The organism is Pokkaliibacter plantistimulans, assembly GCF_003194385.1.
GTDB lineage: Bacteria > Pseudomonadota > Gammaproteobacteria > Pseudomonadales > Balneatricaceae > Pokkaliibacter > Pokkaliibacter plantistimulans.
Window position 1 is genome coordinate 14,282 of sequence record NZ_LAPT01000066.1, and the last position, 26,769, is coordinate 41,050.

30 protein-coding genes are annotated in these 26,769 nt (G+C 59.3%); 22 read left to right on the forward strand and 8 right to left on the reverse strand.

Features of this window, described 5'->3' with window-relative positions:
* Positions 1-47 precede the first annotated feature (47 nt).
* From atpG to atpC, 4 genes are all read left to right on the forward strand, one after another.
* Entirely contained in the window at positions 48-908 is an 861-nt protein-coding gene (gene atpG / locus WH50_RS13665; protein ID WP_110187808.1) for a F0F1 ATP synthase subunit gamma, read from the forward strand.
* Positions 909-949: 41 nt separating this feature from the next.
* Positions 950-2,326: a F0F1 ATP synthase subunit beta gene (gene atpD / locus WH50_RS13670; RefSeq protein WP_104153090.1), complete on the forward strand. Its 1,377-nt coding sequence runs from the start codon at positions 950-952 to the stop codon at positions 2,324-2,326.
* Positions 2,327-2,376: 50 nt separating this feature from the next.
* On the forward strand, positions 2,377-2,802 hold the full coding sequence (locus WH50_RS13675; RefSeq protein WP_104153091.1) for a F0F1 ATP synthase subunit epsilon: 426 nt from the start codon (positions 2,377-2,379) through the stop codon (positions 2,800-2,802).
* Between the two features lie 328 nt (positions 2,803-3,130).
* Positions 3,131-3,556: an ATP synthase F1 subunit epsilon gene (gene atpC / locus WH50_RS13680; protein ID WP_110187809.1), complete on the forward strand. Its 426-nt coding sequence runs from the start codon at positions 3,131-3,133 to the stop codon at positions 3,554-3,556.
* A gap of 8 nt (positions 3,557-3,564) precedes the next feature.
* On the opposite strand, the gene WH50_RS13685 is transcribed toward atpC, so the two are convergent.
* Together WH50_RS13685 and WH50_RS13690 are read right to left on the reverse strand one after the other, a co-directional pair.
* Positions 3,565-4,737: a pyridoxal phosphate-dependent aminotransferase gene (locus WH50_RS13685; RefSeq protein WP_110187810.1), complete on the reverse strand. Its 1,173-nt coding sequence runs from the start codon at positions 4,735-4,737 to the stop codon at positions 3,565-3,567.
* Between the two features lie 109 nt (positions 4,738-4,846).
* Positions 4,847-5,422: a helix-turn-helix domain-containing protein gene (locus WH50_RS13690; RefSeq protein WP_207780303.1), complete on the reverse strand. Its 576-nt coding sequence runs from the start codon at positions 5,420-5,422 to the stop codon at positions 4,847-4,849.
* 189 nt (positions 5,423-5,611) lie between these two features.
* Between WH50_RS13690 and WH50_RS13695 the strand changes: the two genes are divergently transcribed.
* Together WH50_RS13695 and WH50_RS13700 are read left to right on the forward strand one after the other, a co-directional pair.
* A complete protein-coding gene (locus WH50_RS13695) occupies positions 5,612-6,127 on the forward strand; it encodes a GNAT family N-acetyltransferase (protein ID WP_110187812.1) in 516 nt (171 codons plus the stop codon).
* 3 nt (positions 6,128-6,130) lie between these two features.
* Positions 6,131-6,568, forward strand: a complete 438-nt coding sequence (locus WH50_RS13700) for a DMT family transporter (RefSeq protein ID WP_104153096.1) — start codon at positions 6,131-6,133, stop codon at positions 6,566-6,568.
* Positions 6,569-6,587: 19 nt separating this feature from the next.
* Here WH50_RS13700 and WH50_RS13705 read toward each other — a convergent pair whose 3' ends face one another.
* A complete protein-coding gene (locus WH50_RS13705; protein ID WP_110187813.1) occupies positions 6,588-7,328 on the reverse strand; it encodes a TrmB family transcriptional regulator in 741 nt (246 codons plus the stop codon).
* Between the two features lie 154 nt (positions 7,329-7,482).
* Here WH50_RS13705 and glmU point away from each other — a divergent pair, with 154 nt between their 5' ends.
* Positions 7,483-8,853: a bifunctional UDP-N-acetylglucosamine diphosphorylase/glucosamine-1-phosphate N-acetyltransferase GlmU gene (gene glmU, locus WH50_RS13710; RefSeq protein ID WP_110187814.1), complete on the forward strand. Its 1,371-nt coding sequence runs from the start codon at positions 7,483-7,485 to the stop codon at positions 8,851-8,853.
* A gap of 4 nt (positions 8,854-8,857) precedes the next feature.
* Entirely contained in the window at positions 8,858-10,687 is a 1,830-nt protein-coding gene (gene glmS / locus WH50_RS13715; RefSeq protein ID WP_110187815.1) for a glutamine--fructose-6-phosphate transaminase (isomerizing), read from the forward strand.
* 39 nt (positions 10,688-10,726) lie between these two features.
* Here the strand turns inward: glmS and WH50_RS13720 are convergent, their stop codons facing one another.
* Entirely contained in the window at positions 10,727-11,155 is a 429-nt protein-coding gene (locus tag WH50_RS13720) for a DUF3828 domain-containing protein (RefSeq protein ID WP_110187816.1), read from the reverse strand.
* Positions 11,156-11,312: 157 nt separating this feature from the next.
* Between WH50_RS13720 and WH50_RS13725 the strand changes: the two genes are divergently transcribed.
* Positions 11,313-11,957 carry a DedA family protein gene (locus WH50_RS13725; RefSeq protein ID WP_110187817.1) on the forward strand — a complete coding sequence of 215 codons (645 nt, stop codon included), beginning with the start codon at positions 11,313-11,315 and terminating at the stop codon, positions 11,955-11,957.
* Between the two features lie 26 nt (positions 11,958-11,983).
* Here WH50_RS13725 and WH50_RS26645 read toward each other — a convergent pair whose 3' ends face one another.
* Positions 11,984-12,196 carry a hypothetical protein gene (locus tag WH50_RS26645; protein WP_207780304.1) on the reverse strand — a complete coding sequence of 71 codons (213 nt, stop codon included), beginning with the start codon at positions 12,194-12,196 and terminating at the stop codon, positions 11,984-11,986.
* A gap of 241 nt (positions 12,197-12,437) precedes the next feature.
* Here WH50_RS26645 and WH50_RS26120 point away from each other — a divergent pair, with 241 nt between their 5' ends.
* Positions 12,438-12,629 carry a hypothetical protein gene (locus tag WH50_RS26120; RefSeq protein WP_133251323.1) on the forward strand — a complete coding sequence of 64 codons (192 nt, stop codon included), beginning with the start codon at positions 12,438-12,440 and terminating at the stop codon, positions 12,627-12,629.
* A 106-nt stretch (positions 12,630-12,735) separates the two neighbouring features.
* On the opposite strand, the gene WH50_RS13740 is transcribed toward WH50_RS26120, so the two are convergent.
* The gene (locus WH50_RS13740) at positions 12,736-13,047 is read right to left on the reverse strand and encodes a hypothetical protein (protein WP_110187818.1); all 312 of its coding nucleotides are present in this window, start codon (positions 13,045-13,047) and stop codon (positions 12,736-12,738) included.
* A gap of 29 nt (positions 13,048-13,076) precedes the next feature.
* On the reverse strand, positions 13,077-13,349 hold the full coding sequence (locus WH50_RS13745) for a hypothetical protein (RefSeq protein WP_133251324.1): 273 nt from the start codon (positions 13,347-13,349) through the stop codon (positions 13,077-13,079).
* Between the two features lie 521 nt (positions 13,350-13,870).
* Between WH50_RS13745 and WH50_RS13750 the strand changes: the two genes are divergently transcribed.
* From WH50_RS13750 to WH50_RS13805, 12 genes are all read left to right on the forward strand, one after another.
* Entirely contained in the window at positions 13,871-15,187 is a 1,317-nt protein-coding gene (locus WH50_RS13750; RefSeq protein ID WP_110187820.1) for an MFS transporter, read from the forward strand.
* 53 nt (positions 15,188-15,240) lie between these two features.
* Positions 15,241-15,993, forward strand: a complete 753-nt coding sequence (locus tag WH50_RS13755) for a fructosamine kinase family protein (protein ID WP_110187821.1) — start codon at positions 15,241-15,243, stop codon at positions 15,991-15,993.
* 147 nt (positions 15,994-16,140) lie between these two features.
* Positions 16,141-17,244: a sensor domain-containing diguanylate cyclase gene (locus WH50_RS13760; RefSeq protein ID WP_165838424.1), complete on the forward strand. Its 1,104-nt coding sequence runs from the start codon at positions 16,141-16,143 to the stop codon at positions 17,242-17,244.
* A gap of 179 nt (positions 17,245-17,423) precedes the next feature.
* Complete coding sequence (locus tag WH50_RS13765) at positions 17,424-17,633, forward strand: Flp family type IVb pilin (protein WP_110187823.1); 210 nt, start codon at positions 17,424-17,426, stop codon at positions 17,631-17,633.
* Positions 17,634-17,664: 31 nt separating this feature from the next.
* Complete coding sequence (locus WH50_RS13770; RefSeq protein ID WP_116453722.1) at positions 17,665-18,090, forward strand: prepilin peptidase; 426 nt, start codon at positions 17,665-17,667, stop codon at positions 18,088-18,090.
* Positions 18,091-18,165: 75 nt separating this feature from the next.
* Positions 18,166-18,705 carry a TadE/TadG family type IV pilus assembly protein gene (locus WH50_RS13775; protein WP_110187824.1) on the forward strand — a complete coding sequence of 180 codons (540 nt, stop codon included), beginning with the start codon at positions 18,166-18,168 and terminating at the stop codon, positions 18,703-18,705.
* A 34-nt stretch (positions 18,706-18,739) separates the two neighbouring features.
* Positions 18,740-19,627, forward strand: coding sequence for a Flp pilus assembly protein CpaB (gene cpaB, locus WH50_RS13780; protein WP_110187825.1), 888 nt, complete (start codon positions 18,740-18,742; stop codon positions 19,625-19,627).
* 70 nt (positions 19,628-19,697) lie between these two features.
* Positions 19,698-20,972, forward strand: coding sequence for a type II and III secretion system protein family protein (locus tag WH50_RS13785; RefSeq protein WP_207780305.1), 1,275 nt, complete (start codon positions 19,698-19,700; stop codon positions 20,970-20,972).
* On the forward strand, positions 20,969-22,066 hold the full coding sequence (locus WH50_RS13790) for a CpaE/TadZ family protein (protein WP_104154702.1): 1,098 nt from the start codon (positions 20,969-20,971) through the stop codon (positions 22,064-22,066). The genes WH50_RS13785 and WH50_RS13790 overlap by 4 nt, the downstream gene beginning before the upstream one ends.
* Before the next feature lie 21 nt (positions 22,067-22,087).
* A complete protein-coding gene (locus WH50_RS13795) occupies positions 22,088-23,377 on the forward strand; it encodes a TadA family conjugal transfer-associated ATPase (protein ID WP_243410109.1) in 1,290 nt (429 codons plus the stop codon).
* Complete coding sequence (locus tag WH50_RS13800; RefSeq protein WP_110187827.1) at positions 23,374-24,225, forward strand: type II secretion system F family protein; 852 nt, start codon at positions 23,374-23,376, stop codon at positions 24,223-24,225. Before WH50_RS13795 ends, WH50_RS13800 begins: the two co-directional genes overlap by 4 nt.
* Before the next feature lie 11 nt (positions 24,226-24,236).
* Positions 24,237-25,139, forward strand: coding sequence for a type II secretion system F family protein (locus WH50_RS13805; RefSeq protein WP_110187828.1), 903 nt, complete (start codon positions 24,237-24,239; stop codon positions 25,137-25,139).
* Between the two features lie 464 nt (positions 25,140-25,603).
* Here WH50_RS13805 and WH50_RS13810 read toward each other — a convergent pair whose 3' ends face one another.
* The gene (locus WH50_RS13810) at positions 25,604-26,581 is read right to left on the reverse strand and encodes an IS110 family RNA-guided transposase (protein WP_110187829.1); all 978 of its coding nucleotides are present in this window, start codon (positions 26,579-26,581) and stop codon (positions 25,604-25,606) included.
* Positions 26,582-26,769 lie beyond the last annotated feature (188 nt).

Genomic DNA, 26,769 nt, shown 5'->3' on the forward strand with positions numbered 1-26,769 from the left:
GGCAGGGGTAACCCTGCCGCTGTCGCTGAACGCTTGAGGCAGAGATTATGGCAGCAGGAAAAGAGATCAAATCGCAGATTGCGAGTATCAAGAGTACGCAGAAGATCACCAGCGCCATGGAAATGGTCGCGGTATCCAAAATGCGGAAAGCCCAGGACCGTATGGCAGCCAGCCGCCCCTACGCGGAGCGTATTGCTGATGTCATTCGTCACGTGGCGAACTCCAATCCCGAATACAAGCATCTGTACCTGCAAGAACGCGACGTCAAGCGCGTAGGCTTCATTGTTATCTCTACTGATCGTGGTTTGTGCGGTGGTCTGAACATCAACGCCTTCAAAGCCATGATCAAGGTAATGAAGCAGTACGCCGACAAGGGCGTCGAGATTGACATTTGTGCCGTAGGCACCAAAGCAGGTTCTTTCTTCCGCAACTACGGTGGCAAGGTTGTCGCATACGCCAACCACCTGGGCGACAAGCCGGAAGTCAAAGACCTGATTGGTATCGTCAAGGTGATGTTGGATGCCTATGACGAAGGCCGCCTGGACCGTCTGTATCTGGTGTCGAACAAGTTCGTCAACACCATGACCCAGCAGCCTGCTGTTGTACAAATGCTGCCCTTGCAGGCAGAAGACAATGATGGTCTGAAGCACCACTGGGACTATCTTTACGAGCCCGATGCCAAAGCACTCCTGGACGGTTTGTTGATTCGTTATGTGGAGTCACTGGTGTATCAGGGTGTGGTGGAAAACGTTGCCTGTGAGCAGGCTGCACGTATGATCGCGATGAAGAATGCCTCCGATAACGCGGGCAACATCATCAAAGAACTGCAGCTGGTCTACAACAAGGCTCGTCAGGCTTCCATCACCCAGGAAATTGCCGAGATCGTCGGTGGTGCGGCAGCGGTGTAACCACCGCAACACAGGCTTACTGAGATTAAGAGGATCCGAGCATGAGTAGCGGACGTGTAGTGCAAGTCATCGGGGCGGTGGTGGACGTCGAGTTTCCGCGCAACGCCGTACCCAAAGTGTACGACGCCCTGACCATTGAAGGAAAAGAGCTGGTGCTGGAAGTTCAGCAACAGCTGGGTGACGGTGTTGTACGCACCATCGCCATGGGTTCAAGCGAAGGCATGAGCCGTGGTTTAGAAGTAAAAAATACAGGCGAACCCGTGTCTGTACCTGTGGGTAAAGCTACCCTGGGTCGCATCATGGACGTTCTGGGTAACCCGATCGACGAGCAAGGCCCCATCGGTGAAGAAGTGCGTATGCCTATTCACCGTAAAGCGCCAAGCTACGCTGATCAGGCAGCCTCCAGCGAACTGCTGGAAACCGGTATCAAGGTAATCGACCTGGTTTGCCCCTTCGCCAAAGGCGGTAAAGTAGGTCTGTTCGGTGGTGCGGGTGTAGGTAAGACCGTCAACATGATGGAGCTGATCCGTAACATCGCGATCGAGCACAGTGGTTACTCCGTGTTCGCTGGTGTAGGTGAGCGTACTCGTGAAGGGAACGACTTCTACCACGAGATGATGGAGTCCAACGTACTGGACAAAGTATCTCTGGTATACGGTCAGATGAACGAGCCGCCCGGCAACCGTCTGCGTGTTGCTCTGACCGGTCTGACCATGGCCGAGCAGTTCCGTGACGAAGGCCGTGATGTTCTGTTCTTCGTTGACAACATCTACCGTTACACCCTGGCCGGTACTGAAGTATCTGCACTGCTGGGTCGTATGCCTTCTGCCGTAGGTTATCAGCCTACTCTGGCTGAAGAGATGGGCGTTCTGCAGGAGCGTATTACCTCCACCAAGACCGGCTCTATCACTTCTGTTCAGGCGGTATACGTACCTGCGGATGACTTGACCGATCCGTCACCTGCAACCACCTTCTCTCACCTGGACGCTACTGTTGTACTGTCCCGTGATATCGCTGCGCTGGGTATCTATCCTGCGGTTGATCCGCTGGACTCTACCTCTCGTCAGCTGGATCCGCTGGTGGTTGGCCAGGAACACTACGAAGTGGCTCGTGGCGTGCAGTCTACTCTGCAGCGCTACAAGGAACTGAAGGACATCATCGCGATTCTGGGTATGGACGAGCTGTCAGAAGACGACAAGCTGGTAGTAACCCGTGCGCGTAAGATCCAGCGCTTCCTGTCTCAGCCTTTCTTCGTGGCAGAAGTATTCACCGGCTCACCCGGTAAGTACGTTTCCCTGAAAGACACTATCAGTGGCTTCAAGGGCATTCTGTCCGGTGACTACGACAACATGCCAGAACAAGCGTTCTACATGGTTGGCAGCATCGACGAAGCAGTTGAGAAAGCGAAGAAGCTGTAATCGTCTCCAGCGACGGTTATTCCCATAACCATAGCTAGAGGGGGTTAACCATGGCTATGACAGTTCACTGCAATATTGTCAGCTCCGAAGAGGCAATCTTTTCCGGGTTGGTGGAACTGGTCGTTGCCAGCGGGAGTCTAGGTGATCTGGGTATTGCCCCAGGTCACGCTCCGCTCCTGACCCAGCTCAAGCCGGGTCCGGTGCGTGTCATCAAGCAGGATGGCGACGAGGAAATCATCTATGTATCCGGTGGTTTTCTGGAAGTGCAGCCCAACATGGTAACCGTGTTGGCTGACACCGCGATCCGTGCCAATGACCTTGATGAGTCCATTGCTCTGGAAGCCAAGAAAGAGGCGGAACAGGCAATGTCGAATCATAACGCGGAGTTGGACTATTCCCGTGCCGCCGTTCAGTTGGCGGAAGCGGCTGCGCAGTTGCGCGTACTGGAACAGTTGCGCAAGAAAACCGGCCGTTAATCGGCAAGCTCAGGTCCATAAAAAGGCAGCTCAGGCTGCCTTTTTTGTTTCTGTTGCCCGGTAATCGACCACGGTATCACCTGTGCTGAGTGTTGTTCTGCTCACTCTTTGTATTCAAACGCTTGCACCGTCTGGAACGCTGAATTGAGGCTGCCCCTGCCTGCCACTGTGGTAGCACTTGTGTCAGGATTGTGGATCTTGCCGTTTCAGCCATGCAGATCAGCCGTTCACAGAAGAGGCTTTGCTAGAGTAGGGCGAATAACTGCTGTTGATGGCTCAGAGCCAAGGCTGCACTGGTCGCACTTCGCTATCGCCCAAGGATGACTCCATGGATAAACATCTATTGCTGGATTTGGTTACGCCAGAAGGATCACTGTTCAGTGGTCAAGCGCGTCATGTGATTCTGACTACCCAGTGGGGGGATGTGGGTATTTACCCCGGTCATGCCCCGCTGCTGGCTGAGTTGGGCCCTGGCCCGTTGCGTGTGTATGACATGCAGGGTGAGGAGCAAATCTATTTTGTACCCGCCGGATTTCTAGAAGTTCAGCCCGGGCGCACCATCGTGCTGGCCGATACGGCCTTGCGTGCTCAGGATCTGGATAAAGTCGCGGCAGAAAAGGCCAAGCGCGATGCCGAAGCAGAGTTTGCTGCTCATCATGACCGCGAGAGTGCTGATCATGTGGCACGTGCAGCGGCGATGCTACGCACACTGCACGAGCTGAGCCTGAGCCGCAAAGGCAACATCAAGCGCTGATCGGGTGATCAGCGCTGACGACGAACAAAGTCATCCAGACGTTGTAAACCTTCCTGCAGACGAACTGGCGACGTCGCGTAACACCAGCGTAGCCAGCCTTCGCCTTCCTCACCAAAGGCGCGACCTGGGGCCAGCCCAAGGCCAACCTCGTTAAGCAGCGCTCGTGCCAGTGCCAGTGAGTCATTGAAGCCATCGATGCGGAAGAAGGCATACATAGCGCCATCGGCGTAAGGCAGGGTTACACCGTCGATAGCGGTTAGCCCTTCGACCATCAGTTGCCGTTGAGCGCCCAGTTGCTGGCGCAGCTGCTCGACATAGGGCTCTCCCTGCTGAATGGCGGCCATTGCACCACGCTGCACAAACTCCGGCACGCACGAGGTGTTGTATTCCACCAATTTGGCCAAATCATCGGCCAGTGCGGCTGGAATCGTCAGCCAGCCAGTACGCCATCCGGTCATGCACCAGGCTTTGGAGAAACTGTTGACGCCGATGATCAGATCATCGTCTTCCTTCCTGGCCAGAAAAGAAGGGGCGCTGTCCAGGCCGCTGCGATACACCAGTCGCTCATAGACGTCGTCAGCCAGAATCCAGATACCGTGTTTGCGGCAATGTTCCAGCACAATACGTTGCTCGTCGTCGGCAATGGTCCACCCTGTAGGATTATTGGGCGAGTTGATCAGTAACAGACGGGTATCGGGAGTCAGTGTGTCCAGCAGGCGTTGCAGATCTAGCTGCCAGCCCTGATCGGTAATCTGCAGAGGTACACGTTCGACATGGGCACTCAGTACGCGTGGAATTTCCACCAGATTGGGCCAAAGCGGCGTAACCGCCACGACCTTGTCACCCGGGCTCAGTAGCAGTTGCATGGCCAGCATCAGGGCGGATATACCTGAGCCCGTCACACCTATCTGTTCGGCAGTGAAGGGGCGGTGATGCAACTGGCTGAGGTAGCTGGCAATCCCTTCGCGCAGCCACGGACGACCCAGATTCTGTGAGTAGAAGGTTTCACCCTGCTGCAGTGAGGCCATGGCCGCTTCACGGATAAATCCCGGCGTAGGCTGGTCACTTTCACCGAACCAGAAGGGCAGCACGCCCTCACGCCCCATAGCGGTATTGGCCACTTCACGGATTAAGGACGCCGACAGGGACTGTACGGCAGTACGGGCACTAGGTTGCGGCATGATCGAACTCGTTCCTGAGTGGCTGAGAAAAGGCTGATTGTTGAACAGTTATGCCAGATTTTCCTCTGCCACGCTACAGCAGACAGTCATCCACCCTCGGGCGAGGCAGTTACTGACGCAACAGTACCACCAGATATTCACAGCTGGTTGTCCCGGGGTTAAAAAAGCGACAGTCACTGGGTGAGCCCAGCTCCAGGCAGTCACCTGTGGATAACTGATGCAGCGTCTCTCCTTCGGTGAACTCCAGCTTCCCTTGCGTCACCCAGATCAGCTGACGGAAAAAGGCGAAGGCCGAGGCGGGATAGCTGACGCTGGCACCTACGGGCAGCTCGACTTGCACCAGATCCAGTGGCAAGTCAGAAGTAGGGGATAACTGACGACGGATAAAGCCGGTTTCAGGGTCACGCCATTGCGGTTGATCCTGACGCCGACGCAGCCGGCCTCCCTGTTGCTCGGTTCTGGCCAGCAGTGTGGACAGGGTCAGGCCAAAGGCACCGGACAGCTTGCCCAGCAGCGTCGCAGTGGGGCTGGTTTCCCCGCGCTCAATCTTGCTGATCATTGCCTTGGAGACGCCGGAGCGCTGCGCCAGTTCATCCAGCGACCATTGCCGCTGCTTACGTTCGATGCGAATGCGTGCTGCCAGCTGTGTGGTAGGGTCTTCGCTGTTCTGTTCAGTCAGGCTCACGGAAGCCTCGGTTGGTGCTGTTGTGGGTATGGTCATGGTGATTTTATGATCAGTTGACTTGTGTCCACTATAGTGGATATTCTTCCGCAATCCCAGCTTCCCGTCAGATTCCTGCGTGACAGTGGCCACGGTTGCCACCGTGGTAGTGCCACAGGTGGCTGGTATTACTTCACCCTTCGGAGCCTCATCATGTTGATTCGTGCTGCCACCCATGCTGATTTGCCCGCCATTCTGGCGATTTACAACGATGTCATCGCCACCTCCACCGCGGTCTATGCTCTGGAACCGGTCAGTCTGGAAGATCGTACGGCCTGGTATGAGGGCCGTCTGGCACAGGGCTATCCGGTGCTGGTGGCAGAGGATCAGGGCGAAGTGGTGGGCTTTTCATCTTTCGGTGAGTGGCGCGGTGCCTGGCACGGTTTCCGTTTTACCGTTGAGCACAGTGTCCACGTGCGCGCTGACCAGCGCGGCAAAGGGGTGGGAGCGCAGCTGGTAGAGGCGCTGTTTCCGTTGGCACTGGCACTCGGCAAGCATGTCATTATCGGTGGTATTGATGCGGAAAATGCCGGCTCGGTGCGCTTCCATGAGCGTCTGGGGTTCAAGACAGTGGCGCATTTCCCCGAAGTGGGACACAAGTTTGGTCGCTGGCTGGATCTGGTGTTTATGCAGCGTTTCCTTGATGCGCCCGGCGCCGAGCGAGACTGAGCCATGCCGAATGCGATAGGGCTGTCCCTGCTGGCGGGCATGGCACTGGTGATGCAGAACGCGGTCATGGTTGCCATGACCGGACGCGGTCTGAGCCTGACTGGCGCGCTGCTGTGCAACTCGCTGGTGGGGCTGCTGATTCTGTCAGCGGTAGAGCTGTACCGCGGCGAGTCCGGCCTGTTCCAGCAATGGGGGCGGGCCGAGCTGTGGTTTGTCGTACCCGGCGTACTGGGCACCTTCTTTGTCTTTGCCAGCCTGTTTGGCTATCGCACTCAGGGCAGTGCGGCGACCATTGTGCTGATCATCACCGGCCAGATTGTCGCCGGGCTGCTGCTGGACCGTCTGGGCTGGGCCGGCATTGTGCGGGAATTGTCAGTGCAGCGCCTGCTTGGCACTGCACTGGTGATTGGCGGAGCCGTGCTGGTAGCGCGTGCGCCCTGAGTAAGTAGCAAACACCCTCTCAGAGCAGGCGCCAGAGGGTGTTGAAAATGATCTGCTGGGCCATCGCGATCTCTTCTGAGTCCATCACCACGGCCACCGGATAGTTGGCGGCGGCCAGAGAAATCATCGCCACCTTGGGGGGATAAATGGCAATGTAGCTGGCGTCGACTTCACCCTGAGTGGGTATCCACTTACGTTCTGAATACTGTGCATCCTCACCCCCTTCACCGATGGCGATAACGCGCACCTGAATTTGCCGCTGTACCCGCTGTTTGGTGAAGTTGGGGAAAGGGCGATAAAGGTGATGTCGAATCGCCTTGGAAGAAAACACCGCATAGGACTTGTCCGCCTGCCTGCTGACGGTATTGAGAATATCCTTGAGGACAAACTCGATGCCGTCATCTCCTTCATAAAAGCGCACGTTGCCCGCACTGAATTCCGGCTTGAGATGGTACAGCTCTGGGATGATGTCTGACTTCAGCTTGCCAATCAGCCCGTTCAGCATCAGCCGCCGTTCTTCGGCCTTCTGCAGCAGGCGCTCTGGCTCCTCCGCCGCAAAAAACCGGCGTTTGCCTTTGGGCAGATACGACACTACGCCCTTGGCCTGCATCTGCTTCAGGGTCTCATAAGTGGTGCCGCGATTGATGCCCGCATGGCTGGCAATATCACGGATGGAAGCAGGCCCGAGGGTCAGCAGGCTGCGGTATAACTCGTACTCGCGCTGGCTCATATCCAGCAGATTCAGCAGGCTTTCGTCCATATTTGTCACTTAATTAATGACAAGCACTCTTGTATGACAGATTCAGATGGCTAAAGTGAGTCCCCAAGAAAAAATTGTCAATTAAAAGGCTGACAACAAAGCCCTGACCGATCTCTGGATAAGGCTTTACCGTTCAGCAAGCGAGGAATGGAAAATGGCACTCGATGTGGTCATTCTGGCAGCAGGCCAGGGCAGCCGGATGCGCTCAGCCCTGCCCAAGGTTCTGCATACCCTGGCGGGCCGGCCCTTGCTGGCGCATGTCATCGATAGCGCACGGCAGCTGGGTGCCGGGCAGATTCATCTGGTCGTAGGCCACGGCGGTGAGCAGGTCGAGCAGCGCTTTGCCGCAGCAGACGTCAACTGCGTCTGGCAGCGTGAGCAGAAAGGCACCGGCCATGCCGTAGCACAGGCACTGCCTGCGCTGGGCAACAGCGGCACCACGCTGGTGTTGTACGGTGATGTACCGCTGATTCAGTCGGCCACCCTGCAGCAGTTGCTGGCGCTGGTATCCAATCAGCAAATGGGTCTGCTGACTGTCGATCTGCCTGATCCCACTGGCTACGGCCGTATCGTCCGCGATGGCAGCGGTCAGGTGTGTGCCATTGTCGAACACAAGGATGCCGATGCCGGGCAGCGTGCCATCCGTGAAGTGAACACCGGCATTCTGGCCGTGCCCACTGAGCGCCTGCAGCAGTGGCTGCCGCAGTTGTCTGCCAATAATGCCCAGGGCGAATACTACCTGACGGATGTGATCGCCATGGCGGTTGCTGATGGGCTTAATGTCGCCACCATTCAGCCAGCGTCTGCGCAGGAAGTGGAAGGGGTGAACACCCGCATGCAGCTGGCGGCACTGGAGCGCGCTTACCAGCAGCAGATTGCCCGGCGTCTGATGGAACAGGGCGTCAGTCTGGCCGATCCTGCCCGTATCGATGTGCGCGGCGAGCTGCAAATAGCGCAGGACTGCTATATCGATATCAACGTCATCTTTGAAGGCAAGGTGGTGGTTGAAACCGGGGTGCAGATCGAAGCCAACTGCATTATCCGCGACTCCATCCTGCGTGCCGGTTGCCATATCAAGGCCAACTCGGTGCTGGAAGAGGCAGAAGTCGGTGCTGATTGCGATGTCGGCCCCTTTGCCCGCCTGCGTCCCGGCACCCAGCTACTGGCCGGTGCCCGCATCGGTAACTTCGTCGAAACCAAGAACGTGGTGATTGGCGTCGGCTCCAAGGTCAATCACCTGAGCTATATCGGTGATGCCAGCGTGGGCGATGACGTCAACATCGGCGCTGGCACCATCACCTGCAACTACGATGGCGTGAACAAACATCAGACCGTGATCGGCAGCGGCGCCTTTGTCGGTTCCAACACGGCACTGGTGGCGCCCGTCAGCGTAGGCGCAGGTGCGACCGTGGGCGCAGGCTCCACCATCACCCGTGATGTGGATGACAATACCCTGGTGGTTGCCCGTGGCCGCCAGATTCCTATTCCCGGCTGGCAGCGCCCAGTGAAGAAGGCGAAGGAGTAATCCCATGTGTGGAATCGTCGGCGCCATCGCCGCCCGTGAAGTCAGCGCCATCCTGCTGGAAGGCCAGCGCCGTCTGGAATACCGCGGTTACGACTCCGCCGGTATGGCCGTGTTTGATGGTCAGGAACTCAACCGCCTGCGCCGTGCCGGTAAGGTACAGCAACTGGCGGATGCCCTTGGCAGCGACCCCCTGCACGGCCATCTGGGCATCGCCCACACCCGCTGGGCCACCCATGGCCAGCCCAACGAACGCAACGCCCATCCGCATATGTCCGGTGAGCGGCTGGCCGTGGTGCACAACGGCATCATCGAAAACTACGCCACCTTCAAGGCTGAGCTGAAAGACAAGGGCTATGTTTTCACCTCGGATACCGACACCGAGGTCATCGCTCACTTACTCTCTGAAGCCCTGAAGCTGGAGAGCGACTTATACGCCGCGTTCCGTCAGGTGATCAATCAGCTGGAAGGTGCCTTCGCGCTGGGCGTGATTCACGCCGACTATCCCGAGCTGCTGCTGTGCGCACGCAAGGGCAGCCCGCTGGTGATCGGCGTCGGAATGGGCGAGAACTTTATCGGCTCGGACCCGCTGGCGCTGCTGCAGGTGACCGACCGCTTTATCTATCTCAACGAAGGCGACACGGCCTGCGTCAGCCGCGAACAGATCGAAGTGCGCAACGCCCGTGGCGAAGTGCAGGCGCTGGACATCAAGCGCTACGAGCACGGCACCCAGTCTGCGGACAAAGGCCAGTACAAGCACTACATGCTGAAGGAAATCTTCGAGCAGCCCGGCGTGATTCAGGCCACCCTCAATGGCCGGGTAGGCAAGGGTGAGATCAACACCCAGCTGTTTGGCGACAGCGCCCAGCAGCTGATGGACAGCGTGCAGGCCGTGCAGATCATCGCCTGCGGCACCAGCTATCACGCCGGAATGGTCGCCCGCTACTGGATCGAAGAACTGGCGGGTATTCCCTGTCAGGTGGAGATCGCCTCCGAATACCGCTACCGCAAGACCATTACCCTGCCCAACACCCTGTTCGTTACCATTTCCCAGTCGGGCGAAACCGCCGATACCCTGGCGGCCCTGCGGGTGGCCAAGGAACGCGGCGCACTGGCCAGTCTGGCCATCTGCAACGTGCCCGGCAGCTCACTGGTGCGCGAGTCTGACCTGTGCCTGATGACGCAGGCCGGGCCGGAAATCGGCGTCGCCTCGACCAAGGCATTCACCACCCAGCTGTCGGCGCTGATGGTGCTGACCCTGTCGCTGGCAAAAACCCGAGGGCTGGACAGCACGCTGGAAGCCGAGCTGACCGACGCCCTGACCACCCTGCCTGCCAAGGTCGAAGAAGTGCTGGCCCTGAGCCAGCGGGTAGAGCAGCTGGCCACCCACTTTGCCGACAAACAGCACTCACTGTTCCTAGGCCGTGGCGCGCTCTATCCCATTGCGCTGGAAGGGGCGCTGAAGCTGAAGGAAATCTCCTACATTCACGCTGAAGCCTATCCCGCCGGTGAGCTGAAGCACGGCCCGCTGGCGCTGGTTGACAGCGAGATGCCGGTCATCACCGTCGCCCCCGGCAACGAACTGCTGGAAAAGCTCAAATCCAACATGCAGGAAGTGCGCGCCCGTGGCGGTGAGCTGTACGTCTTCGCCGACCAGCACGCCGGGATCGAAGATCAGGAGGGCTATCACATCCTCCACCTGCCGAAGATTCACCCGCTGCTGGAGCCCATCCTCTACACCGTGCCGCTGCAGCTGCTGAGCTACTACGTCGCGGTCATCCGCGGCACCGATGTCGATCAGCCACGCAATCTGGCCAAGAGTGTGACGGTGGAATAACGCGAATAGTAGCCCCCGCATTCCGCGGGGGCTTTCCCCTTACGGCTTCTGCACCTCACGAATCCGCCACTGACCCTCCTGCTGTACCAGTCTGACCCGTAGCGGCCACTGCTCCTGTGCGGTGCCGAGGGTCAGCAGCACCTCGCTCTCGTCGTTGCTCGATTCCTGCAGCTGGACGTGCTGTTGTTGGGTCCAGCTGTCGAGAAAGTCCTGCGCCTTGAGGAAGTAGTCTTCATCCAGCGGTTCGTCGCCCTGCAGCTGTCTGGCCAGTGTGCTGGCGAGCTTGGCGGCGACGCCGTGTTCGAGCTGACCCTGACGGTTATCGAGGGGGTCGCGGTTGTCCTGAAGTTCCTGCAGATACCAGTGGTAGAAGTGTTTGACCACCGCAGGCGGTGTGCTGGTGTCAGCCACGGCGGGGTTAAACAGCAGGGCGAGGCAGGCAAACAGGGCGGAGGCGAGGGCTTTCATCGTGCGGTCCTGACAGGTCAGCAAAGGCGTTCCCCACACTATGTGGGCTGGCTGTCGCGGCAGAAAGAGCCTGAGTGTTACGAATTTAGCCAGATCACCCCTGCCAACTGGGATACACTCCTGACTCGCTGTCGCGCGCAGAAGGACGACTTATTCCATGCTCTCCATCCTCACTCCCGATACCCTTCATCATCTGATGCAGAGCTACGGCCTGTGGCTGCTGTTCAGCGTCATCATGCTGGAAAGCATGGGCCTGCCGCTGCCCGGCGAGACGCTGCTGGTGACCGCGGCGCTGTATGCCGCCACCGAGCACGGTTTCTCCATCTATGCAGTGATCGGCGTCGCCGCACTGGCGGCGGTGGTGGGGGATAACCTCGGTTATCTGATTGGTCGCAGCGTCGGCTGGCCGCTGCTGCATCGCTATGGCAAGTATGTGCATCTGACCGCGGCACGGCTGCGGGTCGGCCAGTATCTGTTCCGGCAGCATGGCGGCAAGATCGTCTTTTTCGGTCGCTTTGTCGCCTTCCTGCGTGCCTTCGCGGCTTTGCTGGCGGGTGCCAACCGCATGCACTGGTCACACTTTCTGCTGATGAACGGCCTTGGCGGAGTGGTCTGGGCCACGCTGTTTGGCAGCGGCGCCTATCTGCTGGGGGATCAGATTCACCGCATCGCCGGGCCGGTCGGGCTGGTGCTGCTGGTGGTGGCTATCGTCGCTATCGTGGTGGGGCTGCGCTTCTTCCGTCATCACGAAAAGGAACTGGAGCGCCGTGCTGAAGCAGCGCTGGCGGCACAGGGCGAATAGCCTTTCTCCATTGCGTGGCTGAGCCGTCAGGGGGGCTGCGGGTTGTGCCCCAGCGACTGGATAAACAGCGAAAACAGCTCCTGCTGTGAGGCGATGTCGAGCTTGGCGTAGAGATGGCGGCGATGCACCTTGACCGCACTGACAAGCTGCATCAGTACCTTGATGCATTGGAGACTGCCATTCACGGCATACATCTGGGGCTGCAGGATGGCTCCGTCAATCAGCAGGGCAGTTACCACTTGCTGATGTTTCTTTGTCACGAGTTGCGAAGCAACGTCAGACAAATTTCTGTATTGATCCCCAACTGAGTTGATGGTGCCTCTTGATGAGAGGGGCACCGTTCACCATTGTTTTAACAGGACGAGTATTGATCAGAGCTGGCGGCATGGGGGCTCGAATACAAGGAATAACTGGCTGTCCGGCAGGGAATAGTGCTGAGTCAAACAGAATAAAAATAGCAATTGAAAATGGGAGGCAAGGATGAAAAGTACAAATAAAAAACGGATATCTGCCCGGCTTTTACAAACGATTAAATCTACTCAGACTTTCCAGAAAAGTTTGGCTGAATGTGACCGACCAGTACGTCGATATGTTCAGCAGCAACAACCCGATATGGATGTGGATGAAGGAGATAACCAGGAATATGGGTATCTGGCTTTAGGACGCAGGTAGGGGGAAAGCATCATTATTTGTGATCAGCATGAAAGCAGAATCACACTGACCCCAACCAGAAGTCAGAATGGCCAGGTCAGTCTGTTAGTTGATGCGCCAGAAAGTATCACGATACGAAAAAAAGAATATGCAAATAAACGAAAGGGAAGGCAGAAATAGAAGCTATGTAACGTGGATTGGGCTTGAGCCTCAGCAGGCGGCGGCCTTGTTCCATGCCCAGCTTGCCCAGTGCTTCGGACAGGCTGCGGCGGTTGGTCATGGCGTTGTCGATGTTTTTTAGCAGTGCCTCGGCGGTTTCATTGCCGTACTTTCTGGCCAGATCGTCCGCAATGCCACTGCTTCCGCGACGGATTCCCAGCAGGGAGGCCATGGCTCCTGCTGCCATGCCTTCGGTCGTGCTCAGGGTATGTTGTTGCATCTCCTGTAACGTTTGATAACGCTCAGCGCTCAGCGCTCAGCGCCCAGCGCTTTCAGCGGGTCGTCATACTGCAAGATGCCCATGCTGTTGATGTAGTCAGCAAGGCTGTCGGGCAGGTTGGCATCGACCATCTGACGGATACCCGCTTTGTAGAAGCCGTCCTGCTGCTGGCCGAGCTGATCAGAGGTAAAGGGGGTGGAGGTTGCAGCGAAGGTGCTGGGTGCCAGTTCGGCACCACTGGGGATCATCACACGCCCTGTCCCATCGGGGCCGACATAGGTGACATTTTTTGCTGGCGGCATGGAGTGCATTGCGTGAAATGGCCGCGTAGCCCCGGTCAACCTTGGGGTAAGGCAGGTTGATCTGATACACCCGCAGGTCATGCAAAGCCTGCAAGGCATTGGCATAGGTGTGTGCAGAGGACAGATTCCATCGGGCGAAGTCCAGTATGTAGTGGCTGCATTCCGGCTGACGTAACCACTTCGCCCTTCAGGCATTGCCCAAAAGTAGTCTGGCAGGGGTGGCAAGTTGGCCATATCGCGTGTCCTTATGCGATTAAGAGAAGGCCGGGGGTGTAGCGAGGCGGTCAGTTAATGATCAACACGGGGAGTGTTCAGGATTGGCTCCCGACCGTGGCCATGGAGTAGCGTGGATCACGGGTTGATTCCATCGCCATGTTCAGCTCCTCCAGCGCAAAGCAAGTACCTTCGTTCTTTCATATCCCGTCTCCCGTGCAGTGCTGAGATTTTTTACGGACCCCGCTGTTCTGACGATCCCTGCCTATACTCCCTGAACGCCCACTGCCGTTGTCTGAGGAGATGCCATGTTCAATGCTCTGGCGGGGTTGCCACGCACCGTCTGGCTGATCGGCCTGATCAGTCTGGTCAATGACAGTGCCAGTGAGATGCTGTATCCGCTGATGCCGCTGTATCTGGCATCGGTACTGATGTCTGGCCCCAAGGTACTGGGGCTGATTGAAGGCATCGCCGAAGCAACGGCGAGCCTGCTCAAGCTGTTCTCCGGGGTGATCGTTGACCGCACCCGGCGCAGCAAGATCTGGATTGTGCTGGGCTACGGTCCGGCCAGTCTCGGCAGGCCGCTGATTGCCTTTGTCAGCAGCTGGCCGTGGCTGCTGCTGATTCGCTTTACGGACCGGGTCGGCAAGGGGCTGCGGACCTCTCCCCGTGATGCCCTGCTGGCGGCCAGTGTCAGGGCGGATCAGCACGGGCTGGTGTATGGCCTGCATCGCGCCATGGACAACGCCGGGTCGGTGATCGGGCCGCTGATTGCCGCCCTGCTGCTGGGGATGCAGATGTCATTGCAAGACATCTTCCTGTGGTCGGCACTGCCTTCGCTGTTGTGCCTGCTGCTGGCACTGATGATCCGCGAACCCGAACCTGCCAAAGCAGCGGGCCGTGAGCACCGCTTTGACTGGCGGCTGGGTGACATGCCGCCGGTATTTCGCCGTTATCTGCTGGTCATGGCGCTGTTCACCCTGGGTAACTCATCCAACATGTTCCTGCTGTTGCGGGCCGGTGAGATGGGCGTGGAGCCCGCCGAGATTCCCTTGTTATGGGCGGCGGTCTCGCTGGTGGCCACGGTGCTGTCGACGCCCCTGTCTGCGCTGTCTGACCGGGTCGGACGGGTACGGATGCTGATGGCGGGCTATCTGGCCTATGCCCTGTTTTATCTGGGCATGGGCATGATCAGCCACGATGGCTGGGTGATGTTTGCCCTGTTCGGCTTCTACGGCGTCTTTGTCGCCGCCACCGAGGGAGTGGAAAAAGCGCTGGTGGCCGACATCGCGCCAGCAGGGCGGCGTGGCACAGCCTTTGGCTGGTTCAATCTCACCGCCGGCGCTTTTCTGTTACCTGCATCCATCGTGTTCGGCTGGCTGTATGAAGGTTTCTCGCCGGTGGTGGCCTTTGTCTGGTCGGGCAGCTGTGCGCTGCTGGCCACCGTATTGCTGGGGGTATGGGTAGGGCCGGCGAAGGTCAAGGCCCTGCGTCAGCAACTGCTGGCCGCCGAACAGGCCTCGTCAGCCGTCACAGTGCCGTCAGCCGACACAGTGCCATCAGCGGCCACCGCACAGTCAGAGCGTGACAGCAAAGTGTCATCGCCCGATGGGAACCTGAGCTGACCATCCGCGCGCAGCAGATCGGACGATCTGCTGCATCCTGACAGGAGCAGCCCATGCCACATTTCGTCAAACACCGCCGTCGCGGCAGCAAGGCACTGATCTGTGAAGCGCAGGGGCTGGCATTACTGCGTGACACCCTGCGGGCCGCCGGCAATCAACTGCTGCAGATACCAGAGGTCTATGCCGTCAGCGAAGTGCGGATGGAGCTGCAGCTGATCGAACAGGCTCCGCAGCAGAGCGCCCTGATGGCGCAGCTGGGGCAGGGGCTGGCACGCCTGCATCAGCTGCCGATGGAGCGGTACGGGCTGGGCTATGACAACTACATCGGCCTCGCCCCGCAGGCCAATGGCTGGTATCAGGACTGGGGACGATTCTTTGTCGAGCGGCGTCTGCAGCGGCAGATTGCCGCCATCGAAGATCAGGCCATAAGGCGACGTTTTGACGGCGAACTGCGGCATTATCAGCACCGTTTGACTGATTTTCTCCATCAGCACTGTGCCCAGCCCAGTCTGGTACACGGTGATCTGTGGTCGGGCAACGTGCTGTTCGGCCACGATCAGGTATGGCTGATTGATCCGGCCGTGCACCATGCCGACCGCGAGGTCGATCTGGCCATGACGGAGCTGTTCGGCGGGTTCTCCATCGAGTTCTATCAGGCCTACGATGCCGTCTTCCCCCGTTCAGCGGTCTATGACCTCAAGCGGCCGCTGTACAACCTGTATCACTACCTCAATCACTTCAACCTGTTTGGCCCGTCCTATCTGCCGGGGTGTGAACGGGGGCTGGCGGCGCTGGCGAGCCTGTAAGCGTGTGCTCACAAGCACGCTCCACGAACCTGCATCCTTTCCGGCTTTTGCCAAAACGCACAATCAGGTTGCATGAACGCTGGTTGCATCGGTGACGATCAGCATCTATTCCTTTATGAATGTGCGAACAGGCAGGAGAGGGGGGTCATGGATACCCTGATCAATGGGAGCAACGGGGTGCTAGCGCTGCTGTTTGACCAACACAGCATTCCGGCCTGGCTGGCTGCGCTGGTGCTGCTCCTGCTGGCGGCGGCGGTGCTGATTCTGCTGGTGTTCGTGGCCCGTCATCAGCGCTATATCGAACGTACTAACCGTGAACTGTTGCTGGCTAATCGTCGCCTGTCGCTGGCCACCTCGGTGGCAGGCGTAGGCATCTGGGAATGGGAAAAGGAGACCGACCAGCTGCTGTGGAACCCGGTGATGTACCGCATCTACGGCCTGCCGCCAGAGCGCAGGCTGAGTATTGACAGCCTGCGTGCATGGATTCTGCCGGATGACTGGCAGCGCATGAAGGCGCTGTTCCAGTCGGCTCTCAGCAGTGGTCGCAATGAGCTGACCTTCTCCATTATCCGTGATGACGATGGCAGCATGCGCCACCTGCACGCCACCTGCCACTGGGTACACACCGGCCGTCGTCATCGCCTGATCGGCACTCAGGTGGATATCACCGCAGAGTACACCGCCCGGCAGCAGATCTATCGCGAAGCCTATCAGGATGCCCTGACCGGCCTGCCCAACTCCCGTGCCCTGCGCATGCAGCTGCATGCCGGTTTGCAGCAGGCCCGTCAGCAGGGGCTGATGCAGGGCGTATTTTTTATCGATCTGGACGGCTTCAAGAAGGTCAACGATACCCTTGGCCATGATATTGGCGATCTGTTGCTGAAGGGTGCTGCCGGGCGCATGCGGCAGGTGTTGCGCCAGACCGATCATGTCTACCGGCTGGGTGGTGATGAGTTTGTGGTGTGGATTGCCCACCTGCGGCAGGACGAAATCACGGTGCTGGAAACCATCGCCAGCAAGCTGATCGAGACCCTTTCGCAGCCGTTCCACTTTACTCCTCTCAAGAGCGGAGAGGTCGAGTGCCGGGTGTCTGCCAGCGTGGGTATCGCCACCAGTCCGGACGATGCCGATGAGCTGGAAGCCCTGCTCAAGGCCGCGGATGTGGCTATGTATCAGGCCAAGAAAGGCGGTAAGAACCAATTCCGCCGCTTTCAGGCAGGCACGGCCGTTGAGCAGCAGGCGGGCGCTTAAGTCAGCGGCTGCTATTGAACACTTCTTACCTGTCTTAAACGTTAATGGTGCCAATCACGCCAATTTATCCAGTTTCATGGACAGCTTTTTTAGCCTGTCCTAATTTAAATTTATCGGCGATAGCGTCAGGAAGTCCTATCTGCGGCCCAGGTTTTAACTGAACCCTTGAGGTAATAGCCATGAACCTTGTACGTCGAATCCAGTATCAATCCCACCTGTTTTTCACTCGCCTGTTGTATGAAGAGAAGGGAGCCAGCGGTATCGAATATGCGCTGATTGCTGCCATGGTGGCAGCGGTCGTGGCGTTGTTCGTGCCGGGTGTCAGCGACAGCGTCAAAACTATCTTCAATACCATCATTACTGCCCTCGGTGGCACAGCCGTTAGCTGACAGAAGCTTCGGGTCAGCGGAAACGGCAGTCATGACCCTGCAAGTGCTTAGTCTGCTGCTGATGCTGTGGACGGGTTGGCAGGACCTGCGCAGGCAGCGCATCCCCAATCTGGCACTACTGGCGTTGCTGGCCTGTGCCCTGTTGTACCTGTACGGATACGGACAGCTGCTGGGCGGCGCCACGGCTGAGCTGAAAGACATCCTGCTGGCGTTGCTGCTGGTGGCGGCGCTGACGCTGCCCGGCATGGCGCTGGGGCAACTGGGCGCCGGCGATGTGAAGCTGCTGTGGGTGTTGTGCTGGGTGTTTTCCCTGCCGCAGCTGCTGCTGGTGATGGTGGCGGGGTTTCTGCTGCTGGCCTGCAGTAGCCGCTGGATGGTGCAGCGACCGCTGCCGCTGGCGCCCTGTCTGACTCTGGCGGGGCTGCTGGTGTGGCTGGGGGGAGAATATGGACGTTAGAACGTATTCACGATATCGCGAGCTAGAGCCAGGCAAGGCGAAAGGCGCTGAGGAAGCGGAGTTTACCTGTCGTAAATGAGCATTCCGAACCGCTTTTCAACGCCGCATGGCCGACGCGCAGCAGATCGTGAACACGTTCTGAGACCGCCGCTGGCCGGGCGCTGGCAAACAGGCAGTGCCGGTATCGAATTCGTGCTGGTGTTTCCGCTGTTCTTCATGATTTTTTACGCCATCACCAACTATGGCCTGATCTTCACCGCTGCACAGCTGATGCAGTACGCCGCCGAGGAAGGATTGCGCCGCAGTATCGACTACGTCGATGAAGAATGCCTGTTCAGTGCTGCCAGCTGCAGCAGCGATGAGGTCCGGCAGGAAGTGCTGAACGAGACCCGTGCGGTGATCGGCAATGTCGCGCAGGGCAGTAATGCCGGCAGCCTTGGCACCCTGTTCGGCCAGTCGCTGGACGATGCCCTGACCATTACCGCCAGTGAAGACAGCAGTGGCGGCTGCTGTGTGCTGTCACTGGTCTACAACTACGCCGATTTTCCCTTTGTACCGCCACTGGTGTTGCCGGTACCGGCACAGCTGAATATCACCGCCAATCTGAGCCTGTAACCGGCGCGGATGTGAACCGAGGTGAAAAGAACTGATGCAAGGACGAACCCTGACCCTGATTGCCGCGCTGCTGTTTGCCCTGGCGCTGGCGCTGGGCTTCTACAGCCTGACACTGGGCGACAAGAAGGCCCCGCCGCCACAGATTCAGGCACCGACCCTGACCATCTGGCGCTTCAGCGAAGATGTGCCCGCAGGCAGCCTGCTGCAGCTGGATATGCTCAGCGAGCAGCAGGTCGATGAACGTGAAGTAGACGATGTGGCGGACGCCAAAGCGGTGCTGGGGCGGGTGCTGGCGACAGCGGTGAAGGAGGGGCAACGCCTGCAGAACAGTGTGCTGGCGGCCGAGCGGCCCATGCTGGATGGTCTGGAGCCGGGCTTTCGTGCGGTGGCCATCAAAGTGGATGAAGTGACCGCGGTGGGTGGGCATGTGCAGGCCGGTGATCGGGTCGATGTGCTGTTCTACCTGCGGGCCAACAAGGAAAGCGGCGAGTCCACCAGTGCCCGGCGGCTGTTTACCGATCTCAGGGTGTTGGCTTATGGCGATCAGGTTGCCAGCCCGCGCACGGGCAGCCCGGGTGAGAAGGGCCGTCAGACCCGTGAACGCTCGGCGGTGCTGGCGGTGCCGCAGAGCAGTGTGGCCGAGCTGCTGCTGGCGGCCAGCAGTGGTGAGCTGCAACTGGCAGTGATTGGCCCGCGGGAACAGCACAGCGGTAGCAGTGAGTTGACGGAACCCCCCGTCACCCTGGCCCGTTTCGGTAGCGGTGAAGCCGGGCCGCCCGCCCCTGCAGTACAACCCAGCCTGCCGGTAGCGCTGGCAGCGCCCGTACCGGCAGCCGCACCCGTGGTGAAAACGAAAGTCAGCAGCCAGCCTGCGGGGCTGGAGGTGTTGCTGGGGGAGGAGAAGGTCATGCTGCGACCTTAGCAGGTCGTGAACATCGATCTGCGTTACCGGCAATAGCCCCATGGAGGGGTGTCACAGAAGGATGCGCTTTGTGTTGGATAGCTCTGTGTTAGCCGATGTTGGCCTGACTGACGTCACTTATCCGCAACGGTCGCGCTCAAGCCGTCTGAGCCTGCGGGCAGTGGTGCTGTGGTTGCTGAGCGCCTGCCTGACACTGCTGGCGCCCTGGAGCTGGGCGCAGCAGGAGATCAATGTGGCGGTCGGTGGCCAGCAGTCGTTCGATCTGCCCAGCGGCGTGATCCGGCTGGCGGTGGGCGACCCCAGTCTGGTCGGCATCAAGCTGCTGTCACGGGAGCAGGCCCTGCTGACCGGCAAGGCGGTAGGCATCACCACGCTGCAGCTGTGGCAGCGCGGCAGCCAGACGCCGACCCTGTTCAGCCTCCGGGTATTTCCCACCGGGGTGGCCCATGACAACGTGCAGGTGCAGACCGACATCCGCGTGGTGGAGATCAGCAAGGAGGCGCTGCACTCGGCAGGCTTCTTCTTTGGCAAGAATACCGGCAACACCACGCTGGCCATTGGCAGCGGTGCGCTGACCGGGGTGCAGACCAATGACAGCGGTGGTTTTACCCTGCAGAGCAGCTCCGGTTTCCTGTCTGACAGCAGTGCTTTCAATATCGTCGCCGGAGATGCCAGCCGGGGGTTGCTGGCCACCATCAGCGCCCTCAGCAGCAATGGTTACGCCTACACCCTGGCCGAGCCCAGTCTGGTGACGCTGTCCGGGCAGCAGGCGTTCTTTCTCGCCGGGGGCGAGTTTCCCTATCCGAAAAGCAACAGCAACGGCGATATCAGCGTCGACTTCAAACAGTTCGGCGTGCGCCTGAGTCTGACGCCGACCGTCATGGCCGACAGTCGCATCCTGCTGAAAGTGGCGCCGGAGGTCAGTGAGCTGAACTTTATCGACGGCCTGCAGACGTCCGGTGTGTCGGTGCCGGCCCTGACCGTCAGACGAACCGATACCACGGTGCAGCTGGGGGATGGAGAGAGCTTTATTATCAGCGGGCTGGTCAGCCGCACCACCCTGAAAAATGCCGCACGGCTGCCGCTGCTGGGCGATCTGCCGATCATCGGTGCCTTTTTCCGCTCGACCCAGTTCCAGAGCAATGACAAGGAACTGCTGATGGTGGTGACGCCCCATCTGGTCAGACCCATCGCCCGCGATGCTCCTCTGCCTGCCTTGCCGGGAGAAATCTACCGGCAGTTCCAGCCGTCGTTCTTCAAGCTGGTGTTTCTCAACGCGGAACCGGGTCAGGCCACAGTTGGCATGCCCGCCGGTATGGGCTTCTCCGAAGGAGGCAGTCAATGAAAGTGCTGGCCTACAGTGAGACAAGTGAGATGCAGGAGGCCATTCGTCAGAGTCTGGCGGACGGCAATCAGGTGGTGTGGCTGCATGAGCTGGAACAGCTGGAGGCCAGCTTCGACTGGGCATCGGCACGGGTACTGATTCTGGTGGCCCAGCACTGGCCGGACCGCAAGCTGGAAGCCTTGCTGGAAGGGTTTCTGCCACGGCCGGTGGTAGTGCTGGACCAGACCGCCGAAGGGGCATGGCATAACCGCGAGCCCAATCCCCATGTGCATCTGGTGGATCGTCAGGAGCTGGCCGACAAGCTCTATGCGCTGACCTCCCCGCAGGTGGACAACCCGCCGCACATGCTCGGCCTGTTTTCCTCACGCAATGACAGCGATGCCGCGCTGCTGGCGATCTGTACCGCCTGGAGCCTGCGCCGTCAGCATCAGGCGCGGGTGCTGGTGCTGGATCTGGCCATGCCACAGGCCGATGTGGCGGCCTATCTTGACCTGCCGATACACAACAACTTTGCCGATCTGGTCAGTGGCCATATCAGCATCGACAAGCTGGAGCGCGACCGCCGCGATGGCTCCAACCTGATCGATATCGACATCATCGGCCTGCCGCCGGAAAGCAGTCTGGCGCAGGTCACGGCCGAGGAAGTCAGCCGCACCCTGCAGGCGCTGTCCACCCGTTATGACCATCTGGTGGTCAACCTCAATGGCATGCAGCCGTCGCCCTTGCTGCGGCTGGTCGCGCGTGGCTGTGACCAGCACTGGGTGCTGGCTGATCAGAAGCACCTGAGCATTACCGCCGCCATCGAGATGGGCGAATACCTGCTGCAAATGGGGGTACGCCCCGGTGCGGTCGGGCTGGTGCTGGCGCCCTGTTACAAGGACGTGCTGCCGGATCAGCACACCATTGGCCAGCACAGTTCACTGCCGCTACGCGGCACCTTACCCTGGTCACCCCATTACCTCACCGCCATCAACGCCGGTACCCTGCTGCCGCCGCAGGGGGAGCTGCATGCCTATCTGCAGGCACTGGAGCTGATGCTGCATGCCCGCAAGGTCGAGCGCTGGTGGCGCAAGTTCAGCATTCGCTCCGCCTGATGCTGAAGCGAAGGAGGCGTCATGAAAAATGCACCCATAGAAGACACCCTGCGCTGGCCCAGCCGCCAGCTGGATCTGATGGAAGATGACCACCGTCTGAGTCTGAAGGCCAGCCTGCACCGCTTTATCATCGACCGGCTGGAGGAAGATGACCTGCTGTTCGAGATGGATCGCCACCAGATGCGGCCCCATGTGCAGGGCTATGTGCATACCTATCTCAATGAGCACAACATCGACTCCCTGCGCGCCGACAGTGCCCGGCTGGTCAATGAACTGCTGGATGAGATTGTGGGTTTCGGCCCGCTGCAGGCGCTGCTGGAAGATGATCAGATCGACGACATCCTGATCAACGGTGCCTCGCAGGTGTATGTGGAGCGCAAGGGCAAGCTGGAGCGGATTCCGCTACGTTTTATCAACGATCAGCACGTATTGCGGGTTATTCGCCGCATGATCGCGCCACTGGGCCGCCGTATCGACGAATCCAGCCCGATGGTGGACGCCCGTCTGGCCGATGGCAGCCGCATCAATGCCATCATTCCGCCGCTGGCCATCGACGGCCCCTGTCTGTCGGTGCGCAAATTCCGCAAGGAAGCGCTGACCGCCGAGTATCTGGTCAAGCAGGGCAGCCTCAGCATGGCCATGCAGGAGTTTCTCGCCCGCGCGGCCCGCAGCCGCTGCAACATGCTGATCAGCGGCTCCACCGGCTCGGGCAAGACCACCCTGCTGAATATCCTCAGTCAGAACATCGGCCAGAGTGAAAGGGTGGTCACCATTGAAGATGCCGCCGAGCTGCAGCTGCTGCACGGCCACGTGGTGCGGCTGGAAACCCGTCCGCCCAATGCCGAAGGGCTGGGTGAAGTCACGGCCCGTGATCTGGTCAAGAATGCCCTGAGGATGCGCCCCGACCGCATTATTCTGGGGGAGAGCCGCGGCGCCGAAGTGCTCGACATGCTGCAGGCCATGAACACCGGCCATCAGGGCTCCATGAGTACCCTGCACGCCAACTCGGCACGGGATGCGCTGATGCGACTGGAGCTGATGGTGGCGCTGTCGGGCTTTTCCGCCACGGAGCTGCTGGTCAAGCAGATCATTTCCTCCGCCCTCGACATCATCGTCTTTGTCAGCCGCATGCCGGACGGCAAGCGGGTGGTGACGCAGGTGGTGGAAGTGCTGGACGTTGCCGACGGCATGATCCGCATCGCGGAGCTGTTCCACTATGACCTGCTCCAGCTGCAGTTCCACGAAGTGGACAAGCCCTCGGCAAAGCTGCTGGGCAGGCTGAAAGATCAGCAGCAGAGGGATGCATCATGATGCTGCTGGCCGCTGCCCTGATGCTGATCGGCGCGGTACTGTTACTGCTGGCGGCACGACGGCAGCAGCCGGTCGTAGCAGCAGCGCGAGGTGGCCGGGCCCAGCAGGGCTGGTCGCAGCAACGGCTGCAGGAAGGGTTGCTAAGGGTAGGGCTGCCGGGCTCGGTGCCGCTGTTTGTGATGCTGATTCTGGCCAGTCTGATCAGCGTCGGGCTGGTCCTGCGCAGTCAGGGCTGGCCTGCAGCCTGCGGCCTGCTGCTGGCCATCATCATTGCCGTGCTGATTCTGGCGCAGGTGCGACGTGAACGGCAGCGTCGTCAGTTACTGCAGCAGCTACCGGGCTTTATCGGACAGGTCAGCCGCCGGGTGGTGGTGGGGATGTCAGTGGCCAAAGGCGTCGAACGGGCGGTGGCAGAAACCCGCATGCCGCTGCAGGAAGTGCTGCAGCGCGCCATGTTGCGTTCCCAGCTGGGTGATGAACTGCCTGACAGCCTTGACCATGAAGGGCGGATCACCGGGGTGAGGGAGCTGTACCTGCTGGCGTCCATCCTGCGTATCCACTACCAGTACGGTGGCAGTGTCACCTCGGCGCTGGAGCATCTGGTCAAGCTGCTGCATCAGCGTGAACGGGCGCACCGCGAACTGTGGGCGCTGACCGGTGAAACCCGGGTGACGGCCATCGTGCTCGGCATCGTGCCGGTGCTGATGGGGCTGTACATGCTGGTGGCCAACCAGCGCTATCTGCTGGCCATGTGGGATGATCCGGGCGGACGCATAGCGCTGCTCGGCGGGCTGGCCCTGCAGGGGCTGGGCAGCTTTATTCTCTGGCGCATGCTGCGCTCGATCTGAGGCGCTGGGCGATGTTGAGTCAGTTGTGGATCCTGCTGCTCAGTCTGGCACTGATCATCTGCTGCTCGGTGCTGCTGCTGGTGGCTCATCGTCAGCGTCGCCGCCGTCAGGTGGAGCAGCGGCTGCAGCGTTCGGTGCAGCGAGTCATTCGCGCCCGGCTGGTGGATCACGGCAAGGCCATGTGGCGCCGCACTACCCGGCGCCGGGAAACCCTGGCGGAGCTGGGGCTGATGCTGCGGCGGCTGGGCATGGCCAGCAATCGGGAGCAGTGGCTGTTTCTGCTGCGCCTCGGGCTGGTTTGGCTGCTGGCTATCGTCGCCACCCTCGCGCTGGTGATGATGCAGCCGATGACCGTGCAACAGCAGACGGCGCTGCTGCTGATCTGTCTGGTGGGCGTGCCCTACATGATGCTGGTGTGGCTGCGGCAACGGGTGAAGGCGCGAATGCGGCAGATCAGTGAGGAGATGCTGCTGGTACTGCAGATGATCCGCATCCTCTGGGATGTGGGTATCTCACTGGAAAGCATGCTGCGGGTGATGACCCGCGAGCTGAAAGAGCTGGCCCCAGAGGTCTGCTGCGAGCTGCAGATCATTCTGGTCAAGATCGATACCGGCAAGACCCGTGATGAGGCCATCAGTGATGTGTTCTGGCTGATTGATGCCGAAGGCTTTCAGGACTTTCTGATGCTGCTGGCGCAGGTGTCGGAAACCGGCGGCAGCATGAGCCAGCACCTGCAGGATCTGTACGAACTGCTGATCGACCGCCGCCGCACGGATCTTCAGGAAAACGTCAGCCGCCTGTCCGGGCGTATGTCGGCGGTGATGATGATGTGCCTGATGCCGGTGCTGCTGATCGTGCTGGCCGGGCCGGGGTTTATGGCGCTGGTCAAGGCGCTGGGCAAGATGGGCCATTGAGTGCGGCCTGGCACGGTCAGTGTGGCGTAACGCGGTAAGTACGGCGCAATACGGTGCGGTTCGTTCCTCACCGTCACCCTACCGACCTGCAGGATAAGGCAAACATTGTGAGATGCGGTGTGTCCCTCACCGCCACCCTAGGGTGATAACCGAACACGAACCCTCGGTAGGGTGTGGTGAACGCAGTGAACCGCACCGTCAGTTATCAGCGCGGTGTTTTGTGAGCGATGCGGGCATTGTGAGGTGCGGTGTGTCCTTCACCGCCACCCTAGGGTGATAACCGAACACGAACCATCGGTAGGGTGTGGTGAACGAAGTGAACCGCACCGGCAGTTATCAGCGCGGTGTTTTGTGAACGATACGGGCATGGTGAGGTGCGGTGTGTCCCTCACCGCCACCCTAGGGTGATAACCGAACACGAACCCTCGGTAGATACCATCTCTCCTAACTGCCCTCAAATCGCATCACGCGACTTGAGGGCAATATTCGTTTTGATGTTTCACCACACCAAAACAAATCTGTACCAGCTTGCGCATCGCCGCGCCTAGCGCCTGCATTTTGCTCTTGCCGTTCTGTGTCAAACGCTCGTATTGGCGCCGGATATCCGGGTTGCTGCGTATGGAGGTGACCGCTGCCATGTATAACTTGGCTCTCACTCGGGCTGGACCCTGTTTGCTTAGTCGGCTACGACCTTTCCATTGCCCGGACTCCTGAATGCGTGGCACCAGCCCAAGATAGGCAGCCAGCTGTCCCGCCTGTTCAAATGACCGGCTGCGGATCACGCTTAGCATCAAGCGTGACATAACGGGCCCAATACCAGGAATACTCAGCAACAACACCCGGTCTTTCTTCAGATGTGGATAGCGGTCGATATGATCATCAATATCCTCCTCCAGACGCTGCTTCTCCTGGCGCAACTGCGTCATCATCAGTTCCAGTGAGGCGATCACCCGTTCGGAGCTACGATTGAACTCCGCCTTTTCATGGCGGTTGGATTCACGTTGCAGATCCGCCTCCAGGGCCTCCAAACGGCTGATCAGTGCCTTGAGTTCTCTGACTTCCGGGGCTTCTGGCTGCCACTGTTCTGGTTGCATCCGATGCCCATACAACGCCAGTATCTGGCTGTCTTTCGCATCGGTCTTGTGGGTGTTGCCCAAGCTGTTAGCAAACTCACGTACACGGGCTGGATTCACTACGCAGACCCGAAATCCCCGTTCATGCAGTGCATAGGCCAGGGGCTCGTGATACACCCCGGTGGCCTCCATCACGATCTGGATTCCCTCGGCGGACGTGCCTGTTTGATGCAGCAACCAGTGCACCAATACGTCATGATCCATTGACGTGTTTCTGAATACTTTCGTTTTGATCTTGCTCTTTTCCGCTTCTCGTAGCCAGCAACAATCGAGTTTGGCTTTACTGATATCGATTCCAACAATGTGCATCTCTCATTTCCCTTGTCCATTCAGCGTCACTGACAATTCAGGCGCTTGGATACCATTCAATGTGGGAGAACAAGAGCTCGGGAGTGAATCTACGTCACGACATCATGTGCCCAGGGTGCGGTCCACTTCACCGAGCTCTTTGGAGTCGCTGGTAGCTAATCAGAAACTCCAGAAGAGATACAAGGGTG

What these genes read in the sequence shown, in the direction of transcription:
- atpG (WP_110187808.1), top strand. Translation starts at nt 48, where the DNA reads ATGGCAGCAGGAAAAGAGATCAAATCGCAGATTGCGAGTATCAAGAGT.
- atpD (WP_104153090.1), top strand. Translation starts at nt 950, where the DNA reads ATGAGTAGCGGACGTGTAGTGCAAGTCATCGGGGCGGTGGTGGACGTC.
- WH50_RS13675 (WP_104153091.1), top strand. Translation starts at nt 2,377, where the DNA reads ATGGCTATGACAGTTCACTGCAATATTGTCAGCTCCGAAGAGGCAATC.
- atpC (WP_110187809.1), top strand. Translation starts at nt 3,131, where the DNA reads ATGGATAAACATCTATTGCTGGATTTGGTTACGCCAGAAGGATCACTG.
- WH50_RS13685 (WP_110187810.1), bottom strand. Translation starts at nt 4,737, where the DNA reads ATGCCGCAACCTAGTGCCCGTACTGCCGTACAGTCCCTGTCGGCGTCC.
- WH50_RS13695 (WP_110187812.1), top strand. Translation starts at nt 5,612, where the DNA reads ATGTTGATTCGTGCTGCCACCCATGCTGATTTGCCCGCCATTCTGGCG.
- WH50_RS13700 (WP_104153096.1), top strand. Translation starts at nt 6,131, where the DNA reads ATGCCGAATGCGATAGGGCTGTCCCTGCTGGCGGGCATGGCACTGGTG.
- WH50_RS13705 (WP_110187813.1), bottom strand. Translation starts at nt 7,328, where the DNA reads ATGGACGAAAGCCTGCTGAATCTGCTGGATATGAGCCAGCGCGAGTAC.
- glmU (WP_110187814.1), top strand. Translation starts at nt 7,483, where the DNA reads ATGGCACTCGATGTGGTCATTCTGGCAGCAGGCCAGGGCAGCCGGATG.
- glmS (WP_110187815.1), top strand. Translation starts at nt 8,858, where the DNA reads ATGTGTGGAATCGTCGGCGCCATCGCCGCCCGTGAAGTCAGCGCCATC.
- WH50_RS13720 (WP_110187816.1), bottom strand. Translation starts at nt 11,155, where the DNA reads ATGAAAGCCCTCGCCTCCGCCCTGTTTGCCTGCCTCGCCCTGCTGTTT.
- WH50_RS13725 (WP_110187817.1), top strand. Translation starts at nt 11,313, where the DNA reads ATGCTCTCCATCCTCACTCCCGATACCCTTCATCATCTGATGCAGAGC.
- WH50_RS26120 (WP_133251323.1), top strand. Translation starts at nt 12,438, where the DNA reads ATGAAAAGTACAAATAAAAAACGGATATCTGCCCGGCTTTTACAAACG.
- WH50_RS13740 (WP_110187818.1), bottom strand. Translation starts at nt 13,047, where the DNA reads ATGCAACAACATACCCTGAGCACGACCGAAGGCATGGCAGCAGGAGCC.
- WH50_RS13745 (WP_133251324.1), bottom strand. Translation starts at nt 13,349, where the DNA reads ATGCCGCCAGCAAAAAATGTCACCTATGTCGGCCCCGATGGGACAGGG.
- WH50_RS13750 (WP_110187820.1), top strand. Translation starts at nt 13,871, where the DNA reads ATGTTCAATGCTCTGGCGGGGTTGCCACGCACCGTCTGGCTGATCGGC.
- WH50_RS13755 (WP_110187821.1), top strand. Translation starts at nt 15,241, where the DNA reads ATGCCACATTTCGTCAAACACCGCCGTCGCGGCAGCAAGGCACTGATC.
- WH50_RS13760 (WP_165838424.1), top strand. Translation starts at nt 16,141, where the DNA reads ATGGATACCCTGATCAATGGGAGCAACGGGGTGCTAGCGCTGCTGTTT.
- WH50_RS13765 (WP_110187823.1), top strand. Translation starts at nt 17,424, where the DNA reads ATGAACCTTGTACGTCGAATCCAGTATCAATCCCACCTGTTTTTCACT.
- WH50_RS13770 (WP_116453722.1), top strand. Translation starts at nt 17,665, where the DNA reads ATGACCCTGCAAGTGCTTAGTCTGCTGCTGATGCTGTGGACGGGTTGG.
- WH50_RS13775 (WP_110187824.1), top strand. Translation starts at nt 18,166, where the DNA reads ATGAGCATTCCGAACCGCTTTTCAACGCCGCATGGCCGACGCGCAGCA.
- cpaB (WP_110187825.1), top strand. Translation starts at nt 18,740, where the DNA reads ATGCAAGGACGAACCCTGACCCTGATTGCCGCGCTGCTGTTTGCCCTG.
- WH50_RS13790 (WP_104154702.1), top strand. Translation starts at nt 20,969, where the DNA reads ATGAAAGTGCTGGCCTACAGTGAGACAAGTGAGATGCAGGAGGCCATT.
- WH50_RS13795 (WP_243410109.1), top strand. Translation starts at nt 22,088, where the DNA reads ATGAAAAATGCACCCATAGAAGACACCCTGCGCTGGCCCAGCCGCCAG.
- WH50_RS13800 (WP_110187827.1), top strand. Translation starts at nt 23,374, where the DNA reads ATGATGCTGCTGGCCGCTGCCCTGATGCTGATCGGCGCGGTACTGTTA.
- WH50_RS13805 (WP_110187828.1), top strand. Translation starts at nt 24,237, where the DNA reads ATGTTGAGTCAGTTGTGGATCCTGCTGCTCAGTCTGGCACTGATCATC.
- WH50_RS13810 (WP_110187829.1), bottom strand. Translation starts at nt 26,581, where the DNA reads ATGCACATTGTTGGAATCGATATCAGTAAAGCCAAACTCGATTGTTGC.